Below are 17,781 nucleotides of genomic sequence, written 5' to 3' on the forward strand. Positions count from 1 at the left end.
GTGAAGATGCTGTGTACCCGCACCTAGACGGAAAGACCCCGTGAACCTTTACTACAGCTTGGCACTGAACATTGAACCTACATGTGTAGGATAGGTGGGAGGCTTTGAAGCACAGTCGCTAGATTGTGTGGAGCCGTCCTTGAAATACCACCCTTGTATGTTTGATGTTCTAACATTGGCCCCTTATCGGGGTTGTGGACAGTGTCTGGTGGGTAGTTTGACTGGGGCGGTCTCCTCCCAAATAGTAACGGAGGAGCACGAAGGTTAGCTAATCACGGTCGGACATCGTGAGGTTAGTGCAATGGCATAAGCTAGCTTAACTGCGAGACAGACACGTCGAGCAGGTACGAAAGTAGGTCATAGTGATCCGGTGGTTCTGTATGGAAGGGCCATCGCTCAACGGATAAAAGGTACTCCGGGGATAACAGGCTGATACCGCCCAAGAGTTCATATCGACGGCGGTGTTTGGCACCTCGATGTCGGCTCATCACATCCTGGGGCTGAAGTCGGTCCCAAGGGTATGGCTGTTCGCCATTTAAAGTGGTACGCGAGCTGGGTTTAGAACGTCGTGAGACAGTTCGGTCCCTATCTGGTGTGGGCGTTGGATGATTGATGGGAGCTGCTCCTAGTACGAGAGGACCGGAGTGGACGAACCGCTGGTGTTCGGGTTGTGATGCCAATCGCATTGCCCGGTAGCTATGTTCGGAACGGATAACCGCTGAAAGCATCTAAGCGGGAAGCCGGCCCAAAGATGAGTCATCCCTGAACTTTAAGTTCTGGAAGGGTTGTTATAGACGATGACGTTGATAGGCAGGGTGTGGAAGCGTTGTAAGGCGTTAAGCTAACCTGTACTAATTGCCCGAGAGGCTTAACCATACAACGCCCAAAAAGCTTTAGGCTTTTGAGTGTTGTAGACAAGCTAAGCTCTGAAACACGAGCCGCAAGTAGAGTGAAAAGCAGTTACTCACTGATTGAATTGATATTATCTTTCCCAAATTGTTACCAGTTTTTTCCTGGCAGCCATAGCGATACGGTACCACCTGAATCCATTCCGAACTCAGAAGTGAAACGTATTAGCGCCGATGGTAGTGTGGGGTTTCCCCATGTGAGAGTAGGACACTGCCAGGTCCCATTAAGAAAAACCCGCCTAACGGCGGGTTTTTTGCTTTCTGCACCAGAGAAAATAATGGGGTCAGAGTCACGACTCTGACCCCATTCCTCCCCCAGCAAAACCCCATTGTTTAAACTATTCTCAATCTTTCCTCGCCAATACGCTGTTTCTATAACGGAATACGTTCATTAATTAATAAAAATTTATTTAAAATGCTTTTAAGCTGTGCTTTAGCCTGTCTATACTCGACTGCTCGGCGAGTTCAATATTTTTAAATTAGAAGTAAAAGGGCGGGTACCACATGAGTGATTATTGGTCTGACTATTGGAAAGTAGGTCATCTAAGTTCTTTTGCGCAATCCAGTAAAGATAACTATTCGGGAGAAATTGCTTCGTTTTGGGAAGAATTTCTTCGTGAGTACAATCACTCACATTGCAATATATTAGATATAGGTTGCGGTAACGGAGCGCTAACGGACTTAGCGCTAAACAAGTTCAAGTACACCCAACCCAACTATATAGGTGTAGATGCCGCTAAACTGAGTATTCCTAAGCACTTGATGCAAGAGAGGGTACGCTTCTACCAGAGTACGCGAGCAGAAACCCTGCCGTTAGAAAGCCATACTATAGATATTGCTATTTCACAATTTGGCTTTGAATATACAGATATGGGTAAAGTCTTAGAAGAACTATCACGCACTCTGAAATTAGGCGGGAAGGTTTGCTTTGTAATACATCATAAAGATTCGGCAATTGTTAAGCCCAATGCGTTAATTCGCCAGGCCGTAGATGAAGTTATGGTAAAGGACGGCCCTTTCGACCTGTTATCCATGTTGGTCAATTCTATTCACAAGATTGGTAAAAATAACCCTAATGCTGAAAAGTACCGTCATTCGTTGAATACGCAAATTCAACAGTTATCCCATTCTAACAAATTCGGCTTATATGGAACTGGGTTTCCAGATCTGCTTAAAAATACAATGTCTTCTTCGCCAATTGACTTCAAATCACGAAAGAACAAACTCAAAAACTTCCGCAGCGAAATGAAAACACTTGCTAAACGACTAGATAATTTACTTTTAGTTGCATTAGACAGTGATCGAATAGACAGTCTATTAATGTCTATGTCTGAATTAGGTTTTACCGATGTAAGTCAAACACCATTACGCCAAGAGAACGAGCTTCTTGGAATGTCGATACAAGCGAATTTAATTTTGCCGTCTTAAGGGAAATGTACTCTGACCCAACATTTTGTGCTAAATCGGTAGTTCACTAGTAGATATAAGTATGAAGATTATCTACTTTATTATTTTTATACTGCTCACGGGGTTCTACTCCACCTTTACATTTGCAAATAGCGCTAAGAACCATTGTGAAATTACTCTTGGGGAGCTTGCTTGGAAAAGCAGGGTATTAGTCTACAAAGTGCAAAGCAAGAGCGAGCTGGACGATCTTTATGCATTCGCTGAATATGAAAAGGTTGCCCTTACTGAGAGGAAGCTCGTTGTGATAGGTATAGTAGAGCAACAACCTGTTGTTGTTTTTGGTTACCCTAAGTGTCATGTCTTTCTTGGTAAGCTAAAACCGGAAAATAAAGTAACGCTCATAGGGCTAGATAGTACAATTAAAGCTAAATATGACACCTTTGATAGTAAGCTTATCTATAGCACGATTGATAAAATGCCTATGAGAAAAACAGAACTAAGGCGTTACTAAGTACGACTTTTAGAGAAACGCTACTCCGAATAGCGTGGTAGCGCTATAAATATCTTTAGGAGTAAAAAACTTACAGCAAAGCAGCTGAGTTATTTGCATGTTTGCGCTTTTATTTAACGCGTCGTTACCCTACCATTAGCGGATTGTTCGCAGTTCGTAAAATTCTATGCCCTCACTACAACCTTACAGCACATTCGGCCTTTCAGCGTCGTGTGATTCCATCCAGTCGTTTACCGATGTAGCCTCATTTCAATCTATCTTTAATACCTATAAGAATGAAACAAACAAAGCTATTTATATTTTAGGTGGTGGAAGCAACTCGATTTTTACCGACGATTTTGACGGTACGATTCTGGTAAACGAAATAAAAGGCATTAGTCACTTCGATACTGAAAGTCACCACTATTTACGAGTAGGAGCTGGGGAAAACTGGCACGACTTTGTAACTCTCTGTATGAAAGAGAGGTGGTATGGGTTTGAAAATTTAGCGTTAATACCTGGTTCGGTAGGGGCTTGTCCTATTCAGAATATTGGAGCCTATGGTGTAGAAGTAAATTCGTTAATCGATAAGGTGGAATGTGTATTTCTTGAAACCGGCGAACAAGTATTACTAAGTAATGCAGACTGTCAGTTCGGTTATAGAGACAGTGTGTTTAAACATGCCTTAGCCAACAAAGTACTTATCACCCATGTAAACTTTAAGTTACCTAAGCAATACGAACTTAAAACAAGTTATGGAGAATTAGCCGCACTTACCGAGCCGACACCAGAAAAGGTGTATAGTAAGGTAATTGAAATTAGAAAAAGCAAACTGCCAGATCCCAGTGAATTAGGTAATGCAGGTAGCTTTTTCAAGAATCCCGTTGTCTCAAAAGCAGTCTACGAAGCGATAGCGCAAGAATATGACTCGGTACCGCATTTTGTTGTAAGCGAAAATGCTGGTTCATCAAATACTGGAAACGAACAAGAACAAATAAAAATACCCGCTGCTTGGTTAATTGACCAAGCAGGTTTTAAAGGCAAAACGTTAAACAAAGTACGTTGCCACCCTACACAGCCATTGGTACTTACTAACTTAGGTGGCGCCACCGGAAACGATGTAATTACCATGGCGAAAAATATCATAGCAAGCGTACAGGATAAATTTGGCGTACAGCTCGAACCCGAAGTACGCTTATTAGGAAACAAAGGACTTATTTCGCTATGAGACAAGCATCAAAAGCTATAAGAAAACATATACTCGCTTTGTTGTCTGACGGTCAGTTCCATTCAGGTGAAACCATTGCTCAGCAAGTTGGACTTTCACGTACCGCAGTAGCGGGTCATATTTCCCAACTTGCCGATTGGGGTCTAGATGTATTTAAAGTAAAAGGTAAAGGCTACCGATTAGAACGAGGTTTTCCATTGTTAAGCGCTGACAGCATTAAACGTCATTTAGGCAATACAAAACGAGCGGTTATTGATGTGGAGTCGGTTTTACCTTCCACCAATACAGAAATGAAAAAGCGTATTGCGAGCAAACGAGAAGATCTTGAAAATGGCGATGTTGTTTTTGCTGAAATTCAAACCGATGGGCGAGGGCGACACGGTCGTTCGTGGTTAGCTCCTGTTGGTGGCAGCTTAACTTTTTCCATGTATTGGTCTTTTCCTGATGGTTATCAGAGTATGGCTGGTCTTTCTTTATTAGTAGGTCTAGCTGTTTGCGATGCGCTTAAGGAATTTGGTGTCGAAGACGCTGAACTTAAATGGCCAAACGATATTTATCTGCAGGGTAAAAAACTTGCGGGTGTACTTATTGAGGTAGAAGGGCAGATAGGTGCAACGGCGCATAGTGTTATCGGCATAGGTTTAAATGTTTGTGTTCCCGATAATCAATATGATGTTGGTCAGCCTCATAGCGATCTTGCGTCTTATTTAGGCACTATCCCCGATAGAAATGCATTAGCGGCAGAAATAATCAAATCTCTGTGGTTTTATTTGCCCAAATTTACTCAACAAGGCTTCGGGCCATTCACAGCATATTGGGAAGCGCTCGACTTATACGCAGATAAACGCATTGTTTTGCAGATGGGCGAGAAGCGTTTTTCCGGAATTGACAGGGGAGTGGACGCCAGCGGCGCACTTCTTGTTGAAACCCAAGATGGCATTACCCGATTCCACGGTGGTGAAGTTAGCCTTAGAGGCAATTAACGCTTTATTTTATAACTGAGCTACGAAAATTTTGGCCATTTTTATTATAAAAGTACTTCGTAGTTCATCTTTGTGATTTTTAGATAGAACTCTTTCCGTTCGTTTTACGCATTACATTGCGACTGAAACCTAAAATATGAACAACATTGAAGAAAACCACGTCATATTAGTGGATATCGGTAACACCCGAATAAAATATTCACTGCTTTGTCATGCAGAAGAAGAGCCTAATGCATGTGAAGATGCCAATTCTCTTTTCTCTTTTATCGATTCTCACAAAAAAATTTCCCATTTATATATAGCTTCTGTGAGAAATCAGGAGCTGGTTGATGAAATATCCGCCATGTGTAACGAGCGAAATATTATTTTTGTAGAAAAACAAACAGAGAAAGAAGCCTTCGGCATAAAAAATAGTTACACGAATGTTCAAAAAATGGGCGTTGATAGATGGCTTGCCATGGTCTGTGCTGCAGAAAAATCAAAAAAAGCATTTTTTGTTATGGATGTGGGTACGGCAATTACGGTTGATTTTGTTGTAGGTGGTCAACATTTAGGCGGTTGGATCGTGCCTGGTTTTCAAGTTATGCGTAATGCATTGGTAGCTTCTACTAAAAAAGTGTACGCAAATGATGAAATTCCGACCACCTTTGGGGTAGGGACCGATACAGAAGATTGTGTAGCATCAGGGTGTCATGCGGCACTATATGGTGTTTATTTGAGCGCGATTGATTACATATCAAGCAAACAAACCGATTTTGATATAATTTTAGGGGGTGGAGACAAAAAAGTGTTTGCATTCTTAAAATCTGCTGATAACATGCGCCTCGCTCATTTGGTGATGCAGGGTCTTGCCCGCTACGCTCGAAGTGAACTTCTAAAGGGAACATCGACGTAAGTTTTTGATTAGTTGAAAAATTGGTCAAAAAAGAAAATTGAAAAATTTTCAAAAAGACACTTGCACAGAGTTAAACAATACTCTAGAATGCGCACCCACTTGATGTAGTGCCGACTTAGCTCAGTTGGTAGAGCAACTGACTTGTAATCAGTAGGTCGCCAGTTCGATTCCGGCAGTCGGCACCATCAATCTGGAGGGGTACCCAAGCGGTCAACGGGAGCAGACTGTAAATCTGCCGGCTCAGCCTTCGCAGGTTCGAATCCTGCCCCCTCCACCACTTTCTCTATGAGGTGGCCAGAGAATTAGGATTGCGGGCATCGTATAATGGCTATTACCTCAGCCTTCCAAGCTGATGATGCGGGTTCGATTCCCGCTGCCCGCTCCAAATCAGTGCTGATATAGCTCAGTTGGTAGAGCGCACCCTTGGTAAGGGTGAGGTCGGCAGTTCAAATCTGCCTATCAGCACCAGTTTATTTCTCCCCAGCTCATGTAAAATTTCTAAATTTTTTAATGTAACTTTGCTGGGATAATAGAAATGGCAAAAGAAAAGTTTGAACGTACGAAACCCCACGTAAACGTGGGTACAATCGGCCACGTTGACCACGGTAAAACTACCCTAACTGCAGCTATCACTACAGTTCTTTCTAAAACTTACGGCGGTTCTGCTCAGGCTTTCGATCAAATCGATAACGCGCCTGAAGAGAAAGCTCGTGGTATCACCATTTCTACTTCACACGTAGAATATGACACTCCTACTCGTCACTACGCACACGTAGACTGCCCAGGACACGCTGATTACGTTAAAAACATGATCACTGGTGCTGCTCAGATGGACGGTGGTATCCTAGTAGTAGCTGCGACTGATGGCCCTATGCCTCAGACTCGTGAGCACATCCTACTTGGTCGTCAGGTTGGTATTCCTTACATCATCGTATTCATGAACAAGTGTGACATGGTTGATGATGAAGAGCTTCTAGAGCTAGTAGAAATGGAAGTTCGTGAACTTCTTAACGAATACGAATTCCCAGGTGATGACCTACCAGTTATCCAAGGTTCAGCTCTTAAAGCGCTTGAAGGCGACGCAGAGTGGGAAAAGAAAATCATTGAGCTTGGTGAAGCGCTTGATTCATACATCCCAGAGCCAGAGCGTGCAATCGACAAGCCGTTCATCCTTCCAATCGAAGACGTATTCTCAATCTCAGGCCGTGGTACTGTTGTAACAGGTCGTGTTGAGCAAGGTATCATCAAGGTTGGTGAAGAAGTAGAAATCGTAGGTATCAAAGACACTACTAAGACTACTTGTACTGGTGTTGAGATGTTCCGTAAGCTTCTTGACGAAGGCCGTGCAGGTGAGAACGTTGGTGTTCTTCTACGTGGTACTAAGCGTGATGAAGTTGAACGTGGTCAAGTACTAGCTAAGCCTGGTTCAATCACTCCACACGTTAACTTCGAAGCAGAAGTATACGTACTGTCTAAAGATGAAGGTGGCCGTCATACTCCATTCTTCAAAGGCTACCGTCCACAGTTCTACTTCCGTACAACTGACGTAACTGGTGCTGTAGAGCTTCCAGAAGGCGTAGAAATGGTAATGCCTGGTGACAACCTTAAATTTAAAGTTGAGCTAATTGCTCCGATTGCGATGGAAGAAGGTCTTCGTTTCGCAATCCGTGAAGGTGGTCGTACAGTAGGTGCTGGTGTCGTATCTAAGATCCTAGACTAATCTAGACTTAGCAACACAAGCCAAAAAAGCGCACTTAGGTGCGCTTTTTTTATGCCTGCGATTTAGTTCGTGATTGTTGTGCCCGCTGAAACACGCTGTAAACCCATCCCTTCTTTTACAAAAGAGCTTCGACACCACACCCCTGCAGGTCGGGTTACAGCGGGTATATACTCACTCCCTTCTATCGATATAAGATAAGCACGAAGATAAGAAGTGGAATTTTCATCCCTTTGTTGTTATACAATAACAATTAATGGCTATCATGCCCGGCTTTATTGTTTAACGAGATTTTCATGATTACACGACGCCAGTTTTTAGTAGGCTCTTTGGCATTTGGTGGACTAGCTACCAGTGCTTTTGGTAAGAAAATGAACTTGGCATCAATGCCAATTAGTGAAGGCTATGGCGCGCTCGTAGACGACCCTCAAAAGCTGCTCGATTTACCCAAAGGCTTTAGCTATAAAGTTATTTCTAGTTTTGGCAATGCGATGTCTGACGGTATGCATGTACCTGATAGGGCGGATGGAATGGGGTGTCTACCTATAGATGGTAGTAGCAATAAACTGGCGCTAATACGCAATCATGAACTACACCCTAAACATTTAAGTGCTCAGCCTAAGTCTATTCAAGCGCATACCAGCGACTTAGCTTATGATAGTTACGCTAATGGCATTGCTATACCCGGCGGTACCACAACCATGGTGTATAACCTTGCCACGCAAAAGGTTGAAAAAGAGTTTATTAGCCTGACTGGCACCGTAAGAAATTGTTCCGGCGGCATTACGCCCTGGGGCACGTGGTTAACCTGTGAAGAATCGGTAGACCGTCCTCATGGCCCTAACGGCGATGTAGTAAACAAAGATCACGGCTACATTTTTGAAGTACCTGCAAACGCCGACTCACTGATTGAAGCTAAACCTCTTAAAGACATGGGGCGTTTCAACCACGAAGCAGCTTGTGTCGACCCCAAAACTGGTATTGTCTATCTAACCGAAGATAGAGGCGACAGCTTGCTTTATCGCTTTGTACCCAATGAGTACGGTAACTTGGCAGCTGGCGGCCAATTAGAAGCATTAGTCGTTAAAAATAACCCTCAGTTCGATACACGTAACTGGAATGGCAATGCTATGCCTGTAGCTACATGGTTTGACGTTGAGTGGGTAGCTTTAGATAACCCAGAAAGCCCTAATGATGATTTACGTGTGCAAGGGTATGATAAAGGTGCTGCGCTATTTGCTCGGGGTGAAGGCATACACTGGGGCGAAGATGAGCTTTATTTCTGCTGTACCAATGGCGGGCAAAAGCAGCTAGGTCAGGTAATGAAGCTTGTTCCCTCTGCAGATGGTAAACAAGACAAGCTTCAGCTGTTTTTGGAAAGTGAAGACAAGAACCTGTACAACTTTGGCGATAATCTAACTGTGTGCCCGAACGGACACTTATTGGTGTGCGAAGATCAGTACACTGACATAGTGGATAACCATTTGCGTGGTGTTACGCCAAGCGGAGAAGTGTACAACTTTGCCAAATTACATGCGCAAACAGAACTAGCAGGTGCGTGTTTCTCGCCTGATGGCAATACGCTTTTCGTCAATATTTACTCACCAACCAAAACGTTGGCCATTACCGGTCCGTGGCTTAACGCCTAAGTTTATTAAATGATTTCATGCGCGGCGTTTTGACAAAAACGCTGCCACATTTCTTCTCAAACACTTAGCCCTACTATACTTACTAGCCTAAAAAGACAGATAACCTTCACTTCCCCACGGCAATAGCCATCACTCTCGTTCATAAAAAATTGCGATTAGCCAGCATATTTACAATCGGTTTGTCTGATTGTTTGAATCATATTATCTCGTTTTAATAGTTTTACTCAATTAATGATAATGCTCTCAACTTAACAAGGAGAGCGAAATGAGCGCACTATTAAAAAAGCTAACAACGGCAAATAGCCACCGTGTTTCCTCCACAACGAATCAACAAATTCAAACGCAATGCAACTACGCTGATAACTATTACGGCGACCAAGTTTGTGTAGAAGTTAAAGCCCCTAAACCTCGTACCAACCTTCATGTAGGAGTACAGCTGTGAGAACCTCAATGAAATCAACCTTAACTAAATTTGTATTAGGCGGCGTTGCTGCCAGTATGCTTACTTTAGGTGTAAGCGCAGATACACTAACTCGCCAAAATGGCGCACCGGTAGGCGATAACCAAAACTCGCAAACCGCAGGGCCATGGGGTCCAGTATTGCTACAAGACTCTCACCTTATTGAAAAGTTAGCGGCATTTGACCGTGAGCGTATTCCAGAGCGCGTAGTTCACGCCCGTGGTGTTGGTATTCACGGTTACTATGAAAACTATGTCGACCTATCTGACGAGACCATTGCCGCACCATTTCAAGGCGAAGGTAAAAAGACTGAAGTATTTGTTCGTTTTTCATCAGTAGTTCACGGACATTTATCGCCAGAGACGCTGCGTGACCCACGTGGTTTTGCGGTGAAGTTTTACACCGAACAAGGAAACTGGGATCTAGTCGGCAACAACTTCCCGGTATTCTTTATTCGCGATGCAATTAAATTCCCTGATATGGTTCACGCATTTAAACCGTCGCCGGTAACGAACAAGCAAGATGCGAAGCGCATTTTTGACTTTTTCTCTCACGTGCCAGAGTCAACGCATACATTAACCATGCTTTTCTCTGATTACGGTACACCAGCAAGCTATTTAAATATGGACGGCTCAGGTGTTCACGCTTTCAAATTTGTTGATGACGAAGGTAATTACAAGTACGTGAAGTTTACCTGGAAAGCGAATCAACCTATTAAGAACTTCTCTGCTGAAGAAGCAATGAAAGTTCAAGGTATGGACTTCCAGCCTCATACCACTGATGTGTATACCCGTATCGGTGAAAAAGGTGAAACAGCATCTTGGGATCTGTATCTTCAAGAGTTAGAGCCAGAACAGTTAGATGATTTCGAGTTTAATCCACTTGATACGACTAAAATTTGGCCTGAATCTTTGGTTCCTGCTAAGAAAATTGGTCGCCTAGTGCTTAACCGTGTACCAGACAACTTCTTTGAAGAAACTGAGCAAGCGGCATTTGCACCAAGCAACTTAATTCCAGGTATTGAGCCATCAGAAGACAGAATGCTTCAAGGTCGTTTGTTCTCGTATGCTGATACGCAGCGCTATCGTTTAGGTGTTAATGCGTACCGCATTCCTATTAACGCGCCGAAAAATGCGGTTATCAATAACCACGAGCAACACGGTCAGCTTCGTACAACTAGCTCTAATCGCGATGTGAACTATCAACCAAGCCGTCGTCTTGATCTTAACGAAGATCCAGCGTTTCGTTATTCAAGCAAGCCGCTTGCAGGTATGACACAACAAATTCCGTTCTATAAAGAACAAAACTTTAAGCAAGCGGGTGAGTTTTTCAGAAACCTGACTAAAGAAGGTCAAGCGCACCTAATTAGTAACTTAGGCGGAGCGTTAGCATCGGTACCTGAAGAAGAGATTCGCGTAATCATTAGTGCTTATATGTACAACGCAGATAAGAACTACGGTAAGGGCGTAGCTAAACTAGCTAAAGCGCCAATGTCGAAAGTTCGCCAAACTGCAAAAGACTTGATGGAGCAACAGGCAGCACGCGCTGCAAAAGCAAAGCAAGTTGCAGAAAGCCTAACGGCACTTATGCAATAAGCTAAGTAGCAATAACGTTGGGAGTTATATCACAGTGTTGAGTAACTCCCATTTTCCTTTAACAATGTTTATCTAACTGCTTTGCTAAAACTGCTTTGCTAAAACTGCTTTGCCAAAACAGTTTAGTAGTAACCAAATTTAATTTACCAGTAAGGGGGCACAATGTCTTTTTGGAAGCAAACACTTACGGCAGCACTGTTCGTCGTTGCCACCTTGACCAGTTTTTATACTAATGCGGCAATTGACACAACCACTCAAGCTAATACTCAACAAAGTGCAACTACGCCTAATATGGAAGCCTTAAAAGCACGCTATTTTGATGCGGCGCGAGAAGGCGATAGCGTCATGCTAGCTGCATTTTATCAAGCTGGTCTAGATGTTAACGTAGCGGATGAGAAAGGCTATACCGCGCTTATTCTTGCTGCCTATCACGGCCACACTGAAACGGTAGACTTCCTTATCAGCAATGCATACGCTAACCCATGTCAAGAAGACAATCGCGGCAATACTGCGTTAATGGGGGCCATCTTTAAAGGGCATGTAAGCGTGGCCAAACAGCTCGTGTTTGCCGATTGCGATATTGACGAAGAAAATGCACAAGGCCAAACCGCGTTAATGTTCGCAAGCCTGTTCGACAGGCAAGAAATTATCAATACGCTTATCGATAAAGGGGCTAACCCAGCTCATATGGATAAAGCGGGCAATTCGGTTGCCGATATCGCTCTTTCGCAAGGCAACTACGAGTTAGCGAAAATACTAAGTAAAAGCGTTGATTAATCTTCAACGCTTTTAAATCGCCCTAAGATTTGGCCGCTGTCAGCCACTGAACTTATTTAAAAGGGGTGTGCGTATAGTCAAAGGATACACCTAGGTCTTTGCGTTCAGTTAATCGCTGGCTTCCATTGGTGGTATACAAACTTTTTGCCAAATAAGCTTTATATGCAGCACTATCAATAGTATCTACGTACCACCAATCACAGGTTACTTTTTGATGGGTAACATCAACAATCATAAAGCCGTGAGATTTAAGCTCTACGTATTTCATATGTGGGTTCATTGTCGGTATCAATGTGGCTAGCGGGTCTGCAACAGGGTCGCTTAATCCCGGCGATGTTACCGACGGCGTCACAAACTCCACTGCTAAGGGCTGTTCACCAAGGCGAACACGAGCGTTGTAGGTGTAACCGTTAGTGCTGTCTTCAAAAACCTCCATTCCCCAAGACGTGTGGATATCACCTGTTAATATAACCGTATTCTCTATTCTATAGGCTTTGATGGCGTCCAGAATTCGTTGCCTAGCTTCAGGATAGCCATCCCATTGGTCCATGTTGAGCGCAAGAATATCTTTGGTAACAGGAATTCCGGCGGCCTCTAGGTTTGGCGCGTTCAGTCCTTTGAATTGACCAAACATCACTTGTTGCCCTAAAAAGCGCCATGTAGACGTAGATGTAGTGAGCTTATCTAGTAACCAGCGTTCTTGGGTATCGCCAAGAAGTGTACGGTTGGTATCGTAGCGTTCTGCTGAAACAGGTGAATCGACCTGCGGGTCGCGCCCTTCAATGCGTGTATCAAGCATATATAAATCAAGGAGCGAGCCCCACTCAAAATGCCTGTAGATACTGCCTTCGCGAATAGGCATCCATTCATAATAGGCCTGAATTGCGTACGATTTGCGTAGTTGGTAGTTGCCTTCGCCCTCGTTATGGTTTTCAGCGCCAGTGCGATGAGCATCGTTCGTAATTTCATGATCATCCCACACCGTGATAAAGGGGTAGGCGGCATGCAGTAAAGCTAAATCAGGATCAGTTTTGTATTGGGCGTGTCGGGTCCGATAGTCACTTAAGCTGGTAATTTCTTTGTCAGGCAGTGGCGCTCTGCCTAACCGAGAACCATCGCCATATTCATCTTCGGCGTATTCATATAAGTAGTCGCCTAAGTGAAGGACGGCATCAATCTCCCCAACGGCATTCTTGTTCGTAATGGCGTGGTAGACATTGAAAAAGCCCTCTGGGTAGTTTGAACAACTTACAACCGCAAAGCGGGCATGGCCTGTCGTGACAGGTGCCGTTTTCGTAGTGCCTATGCGGCTTCTGTAGCCGTTGACTTCAAATTGATAAAAGTAGGTGGTATCCGACGAAAGGTTTTGGACATCAACTTTTACGGTATAGTCTCGACTTTCAGACGTGCTTAACTGTTCTTTCAGCACACTGTTTTTCATCGAACTGTCCAAAGCAACATGCAGTGTGACTAGTGTTTCAGTTGCAATATGACTGATGCGAGTCCATAGGACTACAGCGTTAGGGAGCGGATCACCACTGGCAATTCCATGTTGGAAATAGTAGTTGTTATCAAGCTTAAAAGACGTATTCAGCGCTTCAAAAGGCGCGGCTGAAGCCCTAAAGCCTAAAATTGAAGCGGATAACCCCGCCGTTTTAAAAAATTGTCGACGGGAATAATTTATCGCGTTTTTCATTGTTTAACCTTCTCTCTCAATAGGGGAGCGCGCTTCAGCCGAATACAGCTACAGCGCTAGCCACACCTTAATTGCCTATATACGGAGTTATTTATCTGTAATTCGTAAACTCAGCCCCTGGTATTGAGAGCGAGCATGAATACCAATAGAAACGGCGCTTCCACGCGGTACGTCTATGATGCAGCTTTCCGTATTGTCCACCCCATTAGAGCGGCATACATAGTTACGAAAACTGACGTTTTGGCCAATTTGTACATACAAATCAGCATCGCCAAAACCGCGCTCTAAATAAATGGAAAGGGTTCTGTCGTGCTCAATAGCATCAACAATATAGGTTTCAAAAACTCCCGTTCTTGCGTGCAAGTTTGTTAGGTTCTGCGGCGGCGTTAAAAGGTTGTTAGGCGTTGAAAAGCAATCTTCGGTAGCTGAAAAGGCCACGTGTAAAACAGGTGCTTTGGTGTTTTCGCTAGCGTCGATAAAGCGTTGCTGTAGAGGATGGTTCGTTGAAATTCCAAGCCCAAACGCACCGTGTTCTATAAACTGCTGCTGCAGTGTTCGAATAGTAGATTCGTCTAAAGGAAGGGTTATATTATTACCTGCATCAATGACGTTAACATTTGCAAAAGTACTGCTTGAAAAGAGTGAGTGCCCACTATGCCAGTTCACAGTGTTTTCATTGAAGCTAGGCGTAACAGTTGATATGCCAAGTGCTGTGGGGTTCGGATACACGGGAAATAGTTCGCTAGCTAACCCGGTAGCGGCACTCGTTTCGCTTGGGTTAGATTGAAAAGACAAGGTAGCGCTATCGAGAGTGGCACATTTTGCTATGTCACTTGCATCAAAGCTCATCAGAGCTTTTGTTTCACCATACTGAATATGGTTATTAACCACCATCATACCGCTAGGGTAAGCATTGTAGTTCATCGTAGGTTTTGCACTAGAGATAAAACTATCGTGCTTTGCAGTAAGCGTATAAGCCCGTCGATTTTCTTGATTTGGCGGTAAGTAGGTTGTTAAACCTTTGCCGTTCTGAGTTAGAGTGAAAACAGCGCCTACGTCATTGGCTACCCACCATTTAATATTTTCAGGCAAGGCTAACGGGTTCCTTTCTCTTTCCTCCATCGAAAGAGTGCTGGCTTCTTCATCAAATTCAGCGGTACGCACTTGTATTTCACTAGAAGTAATGCTCAACACTTTAAACTGTTGAATACTGGCAAGGTCAATTGTCCAAGGGTAAGACTGATTAGCAGAACGGGCCGGAGCGCCCCAGCTGCCTTCACCCACATAAACGGTGCCGCCTTCGTCTGAACGACGAAAGGCGATGTCGTTTTGCTCTGGCGCCATAGGATAGGTCAATTTGTTAATGTGGGTATCTGACTCAACGACAAGGTTCATATTGTGTTGGTAAAACAGCGCTGCCCACCACAGGAATAAGCCTTTATTCGATGACTTTCCATCGAAATGAGGGAAGATGGGCTTGTGGTATTGGGCTAGTCGCCAAAAGGGCGCTTGCTGGCTCAACTGCAAGTCTGACGCAAGCCAATCATTCATCTGGGTTGCATACACTTGCCATCCACTTTCTTGGTACTGACTGTTGAGCGTATAAACCCTAGCCAACGCATTAACGGTTAACGCGCCGTAGGTGTCTTGTTCATCACAAAAATTGTCTCGTACAAAGTCGACACCGAACACCTGACATAAGGTGGCATAGTTGGTGTCTTCATGATTACCGTGAGTGGGAATGATGGGATAAATTCGCTTAAACGCTTTGCCGTTTATCACATCATTTGAAAAAGTTAGCTGCCAGTCATCAAGAAAACCCGCCATTTCAATTGGGGTATTGCCATTGGTGAAGTCACCGCCGTGCATAACAAACAAGGGGCGAATCTTCGCTACTAGCTTGTTGCCTTCCTGCCGCGTCGTCCAGCCCGTGCGTGTGTCGCCTCCTGCAATAGCTGTAAACGGGGTAGGTTCAGTTGATGCAGTTTTAAACCACATTGGAGTATCACAACCATCAAAGTCACATACCTTGAAGTAAATCGTACTGTCGGCAGGCAGACGGGTAAGCCGCACAAAGTAAGATTCAAGGCTAAAGAAACTGGCTTTGTGACTAATTTCTACCCGTTGCCATTGGTCTTCATCGGTTGACGTTCCATAAAGAACATAAGGTGAAAGGCTAACCCCCTTAGGTGAAAAACCTACTATCGCCTCGTGTGCGGGGTCGCTATCCCATGCTAACCGGTATAAATGAGTAGCTGATACTACCGTGCCCGCATAACTCAATAAAAGCAGTGCCAGAATCGTTCTATAACTACGCATAATCATATGACTGTTACCTTAGTTTTGTTTGGTGCGTATTGGATAAAAAAATGAGGCGATGAGATATGGGGGTAACACCCTATTGATGGGGGAGTCATAAAAAATTCATAATTGTGCAGCATAAGTATTCGGCAAATTTGTGTACGAAAATGACTCGCAAAAAACTGTTTTTATTTAGCCATCTTGTAGTAGGCTGTTGCGTGCTCACCCAGTTGTTAAGCGGCTTTCGTATTGCGTCACAGCATCGAGACTTTTGGCTTTATTTTGATTGGCTGTTACCTGAAGGGCTTGTGCATATTTGGCACGTGATTTCAGGGCTGTTATTGCTTTTGATGATGCCGGTAATGCTTTTCGCACTGCTAAATCAACGAAAAGAAAAGGCCGTACCAAAAACATTTAACCAAATAGGCTCTGCACTTATTTGCGTATCGGTAGTAAGTGGTGGGGCACAATTCTTTTTTGAACTCACACACTTAGTGGTGCGCTTTATCCATTATTATAGTGCGGTAGGATTACTTATTTTTATTGCGCTACACCCCTTGCGATACTACTTTCAAAAGCCGGTAACTTACCTTCTCCACATTATTTTCGAACCTTTCACTTTCAAGCGAGGCTATTTTTATTTAGGGGCGGCTGCATTGGTAACGTGTAGTTTGTACTTGCTCACATTATCTACGCCTACAACTCTGCGATCTAAAGTGGTTGCCGACGATGTGTTTATCAAAATTGATGGAAAAGCCAATGAGAGTGCTTGGCAAAAGGCGCCTGGCGTTACAGTAAAAACTTTTGCTGGTGCCAATTTTTATGAAGGGACGTCGGACGTTACGCTTAAAACGCTACACAATAAGACTGAAACTTATTTCTTTATTCGCTGGCAAGATCCTACGGAAAGTTTACTTCACCTTCCTTTGGTAAAAACCGATGACGGTTGGCAAGTAAAAAGTCATGGTTTTGAGCAGTTCGATGAGAAGGAGTTTTACGAAGATAAACTTGCGCTACTGTTTTCTCAAAGTTGCAATATAGCAGCAGCTGCTACCGCCCATTTAGGTAGTCAGCCTCGTTCTGAATTACCTGCTAATAAACATAAAAAGGGCTATCACTTTACATCCGACGGTGTCGTCGATTTGTGGCAGTGGAAAGCGGTAAGAACGAATGCGATGTACTTGGTCGACGATAGTTACATTGGCAGGCCCGTAGCGCCTATTATAGGCGAAAAAAGGTACACGGCTGGCTATCAGCAAGACAGCGATATGGGGGGAAGCTATGTCTTAAACTGGAAATGGTACAGCAGCGAAAATGTTACCCCGAAACGCCTTCCTAACGCTCCTTCATTTGAATCTCAAGGTTATGCTAGCTGGTTTGACTACAAAGCTTATTCTCCCAAACGGGATGATTTACCAGTAGGCAGTTTGATCAACTCCGTTTTGTACCGTTCTAATCAGCTTGAAGGGGGACGGGCCGACGTGCGTGCTTATGGAAGGTATGCAAACGGTTACTGGAACCTTGAAATTGTGCGAAAGAAGCAAGCTTCAGAAAAGACAGACATCAATTTAACTGATGGAATTTGTCTGTGGGTAAGCGCATTTGATCACGCTCAAATTGCTCATACCCGACATGTTAGGCCTTTGCGGCTTAGCTATGAATTGTAAGGGTAATA

At 43.9% G+C, this 17,781-nt stretch carries 13 protein-coding genes, 4 tRNA genes and 2 rRNA genes (1 of these 19 only partly in view); 17 read left to right on the forward strand and 2 right to left on the reverse strand.

The genetic code is table 11. The annotated features are described in order from the left end of the window. From ACXACS_RS04440 to ACXACS_RS04515, 16 genes are all read left to right on the forward strand, one after another. Positions 1–876: ribosomal RNA gene (locus tag ACXACS_RS04440) — 23S ribosomal RNA — on the forward strand (it extends 2,000 nt beyond the left edge of the window). Between the two features lie 136 nt (positions 877–1,012). Beyond that, positions 1,013–1,128, forward strand: a 5S ribosomal RNA gene (gene rrf, locus ACXACS_RS04445). 284 nt (positions 1,129–1,412) lie between these two features. Beyond that, the gene (locus tag ACXACS_RS04450) at positions 1,413–2,336 is read left to right on the forward strand and encodes a class I SAM-dependent methyltransferase (RefSeq protein ID WP_474804525.1); all 924 of its coding nucleotides are present in this window, start codon (positions 1,413–1,415) and stop codon (positions 2,334–2,336) included. A gap of 61 nt (positions 2,337–2,397) precedes the next feature. Continuing rightward, positions 2,398–2,826 carry a DUF4174 domain-containing protein gene (locus ACXACS_RS04455; RefSeq protein ID WP_474804528.1) on the forward strand — a complete coding sequence of 143 codons (429 nt, stop codon included), beginning with the start codon at positions 2,398–2,400 and terminating at the stop codon, positions 2,824–2,826. A gap of 166 nt (positions 2,827–2,992) precedes the next feature. Further along, on the forward strand, positions 2,993–4,033 hold the full coding sequence (murB, locus tag ACXACS_RS04460; protein WP_474804531.1) for a UDP-N-acetylmuramate dehydrogenase: 1,041 nt from the start codon (positions 2,993–2,995) through the stop codon (positions 4,031–4,033). Next, a complete protein-coding gene (gene birA / locus ACXACS_RS04465) occupies positions 4,030–5,016 on the forward strand; it encodes a bifunctional biotin--[acetyl-CoA-carboxylase] ligase/biotin operon repressor BirA (RefSeq protein WP_179984680.1) in 987 nt (328 codons plus the stop codon). Before murB ends, birA begins: the two co-directional genes overlap by 4 nt. Before the next feature lie 136 nt (positions 5,017–5,152). Then, positions 5,153–5,911, forward strand: coding sequence for a type III pantothenate kinase (locus ACXACS_RS04470; protein ID WP_474804534.1), 759 nt, complete (start codon positions 5,153–5,155; stop codon positions 5,909–5,911). Positions 5,912–6,020: 109 nt separating this feature from the next. Then, positions 6,021–6,096, forward strand: a tRNA-Thr gene (locus tag ACXACS_RS04475). Positions 6,097–6,103: 7 nt separating this feature from the next. After that, positions 6,104–6,188 (forward strand) — tRNA-Tyr (locus tag ACXACS_RS04480). Positions 6,189–6,221: 33 nt separating this feature from the next. Continuing rightward, positions 6,222–6,296: transfer RNA gene (locus tag ACXACS_RS04485), tRNA-Gly, on the forward strand. Positions 6,297–6,303: 7 nt separating this feature from the next. Continuing rightward, positions 6,304–6,379: transfer RNA gene (locus ACXACS_RS04490), tRNA-Thr, on the forward strand. 67 nt (positions 6,380–6,446) lie between these two features. Then, positions 6,447–7,631 carry an elongation factor Tu gene (tuf, locus tag ACXACS_RS04495; RefSeq protein ID WP_012519826.1) on the forward strand — a complete coding sequence of 395 codons (1,185 nt, stop codon included), beginning with the start codon at positions 6,447–6,449 and terminating at the stop codon, positions 7,629–7,631. Between the two features lie 293 nt (positions 7,632–7,924). Further along, positions 7,925–9,277, forward strand: coding sequence for an alkaline phosphatase PhoX (locus tag ACXACS_RS04500; protein WP_474804537.1), 1,353 nt, complete (start codon positions 7,925–7,927; stop codon positions 9,275–9,277). A gap of 265 nt (positions 9,278–9,542) precedes the next feature. Next, positions 9,543–9,719 (forward strand): hypothetical protein, encoded by a 177-nt coding sequence (locus ACXACS_RS04505; RefSeq protein ID WP_474804540.1) that lies wholly within the window; start codon positions 9,543–9,545, stop codon positions 9,717–9,719. Continuing rightward, a complete protein-coding gene (locus ACXACS_RS04510) occupies positions 9,716–11,332 on the forward strand; it encodes a catalase (protein ID WP_474804543.1) in 1,617 nt (538 codons plus the stop codon). The genes ACXACS_RS04505 and ACXACS_RS04510 overlap by 4 nt, the downstream gene beginning before the upstream one ends. Before the next feature lie 162 nt (positions 11,333–11,494). Then, positions 11,495–12,109: an ankyrin repeat domain-containing protein gene (locus tag ACXACS_RS04515; protein WP_474804546.1), complete on the forward strand. Its 615-nt coding sequence runs from the start codon at positions 11,495–11,497 to the stop codon at positions 12,107–12,109. Positions 12,110–12,161: 52 nt separating this feature from the next. Here ACXACS_RS04515 and ACXACS_RS04520 read toward each other — a convergent pair whose 3' ends face one another. Then, a complete protein-coding gene (locus ACXACS_RS04520) occupies positions 12,162–13,805 on the reverse strand; it encodes an alkaline phosphatase D family protein (RefSeq protein WP_474804549.1) in 1,644 nt (547 codons plus the stop codon). Between the two features lie 87 nt (positions 13,806–13,892). Then, entirely contained in the window at positions 13,893–16,130 is a 2,238-nt protein-coding gene (locus ACXACS_RS04525; protein ID WP_474804551.1) for a DNRLRE domain-containing protein, read from the reverse strand. 143 nt (positions 16,131–16,273) lie between these two features. On the opposite strand from ACXACS_RS04525, the gene ACXACS_RS04530 reads away from it, so the two are divergent. Next, on the forward strand, positions 16,274–17,773 hold the full coding sequence (locus ACXACS_RS04530; protein ID WP_474804554.1) for an ethylbenzene dehydrogenase-related protein: 1,500 nt from the start codon (positions 16,274–16,276) through the stop codon (positions 17,771–17,773). Positions 17,774–17,781 lie beyond the last annotated feature (8 nt).

The sequence above is a fragment of the Alteromonas sp. AWM4_230 genome, from assembly GCF_056158305.1.

Bases quoted from the DNA above. Each gene is read 5' to 3' on its own strand.
- ACXACS_RS04450 (WP_474804525.1), top strand. From the start codon at position 1,413: ATGAGTGATTATTGGTCTGACTATTGGAAAGTAGGTCATCTAAGTTCT.
- ACXACS_RS04455 (WP_474804528.1), top strand. From the start codon at position 2,398: ATGAAGATTATCTACTTTATTATTTTTATACTGCTCACGGGGTTCTAC.
- murB (WP_474804531.1), top strand. From the start codon at position 2,993: ATGCCCTCACTACAACCTTACAGCACATTCGGCCTTTCAGCGTCGTGT.
- birA (WP_179984680.1), top strand. From the start codon at position 4,030: ATGAGACAAGCATCAAAAGCTATAAGAAAACATATACTCGCTTTGTTG.
- ACXACS_RS04470 (WP_474804534.1), top strand. From the start codon at position 5,153: ATGAACAACATTGAAGAAAACCACGTCATATTAGTGGATATCGGTAAC.
- tuf (WP_012519826.1), top strand. From the start codon at position 6,447: ATGGCAAAAGAAAAGTTTGAACGTACGAAACCCCACGTAAACGTGGGT.
- ACXACS_RS04500 (WP_474804537.1), top strand. From the start codon at position 7,925: ATGATTACACGACGCCAGTTTTTAGTAGGCTCTTTGGCATTTGGTGGA.
- ACXACS_RS04505 (WP_474804540.1), top strand. From the start codon at position 9,543: ATGAGCGCACTATTAAAAAAGCTAACAACGGCAAATAGCCACCGTGTT.
- ACXACS_RS04515 (WP_474804546.1), top strand. From the start codon at position 11,495: ATGTCTTTTTGGAAGCAAACACTTACGGCAGCACTGTTCGTCGTTGCC.
- ACXACS_RS04520 (WP_474804549.1), bottom strand. From the start codon at position 13,805: ATGAAAAACGCGATAAATTATTCCCGTCGACAATTTTTTAAAACGGCG.
- ACXACS_RS04525 (WP_474804551.1), bottom strand. From the start codon at position 16,130: ATGATTATGCGTAGTTATAGAACGATTCTGGCACTGCTTTTATTGAGT.
- ACXACS_RS04530 (WP_474804554.1), top strand. From the start codon at position 16,274: ATGACTCGCAAAAAACTGTTTTTATTTAGCCATCTTGTAGTAGGCTGT.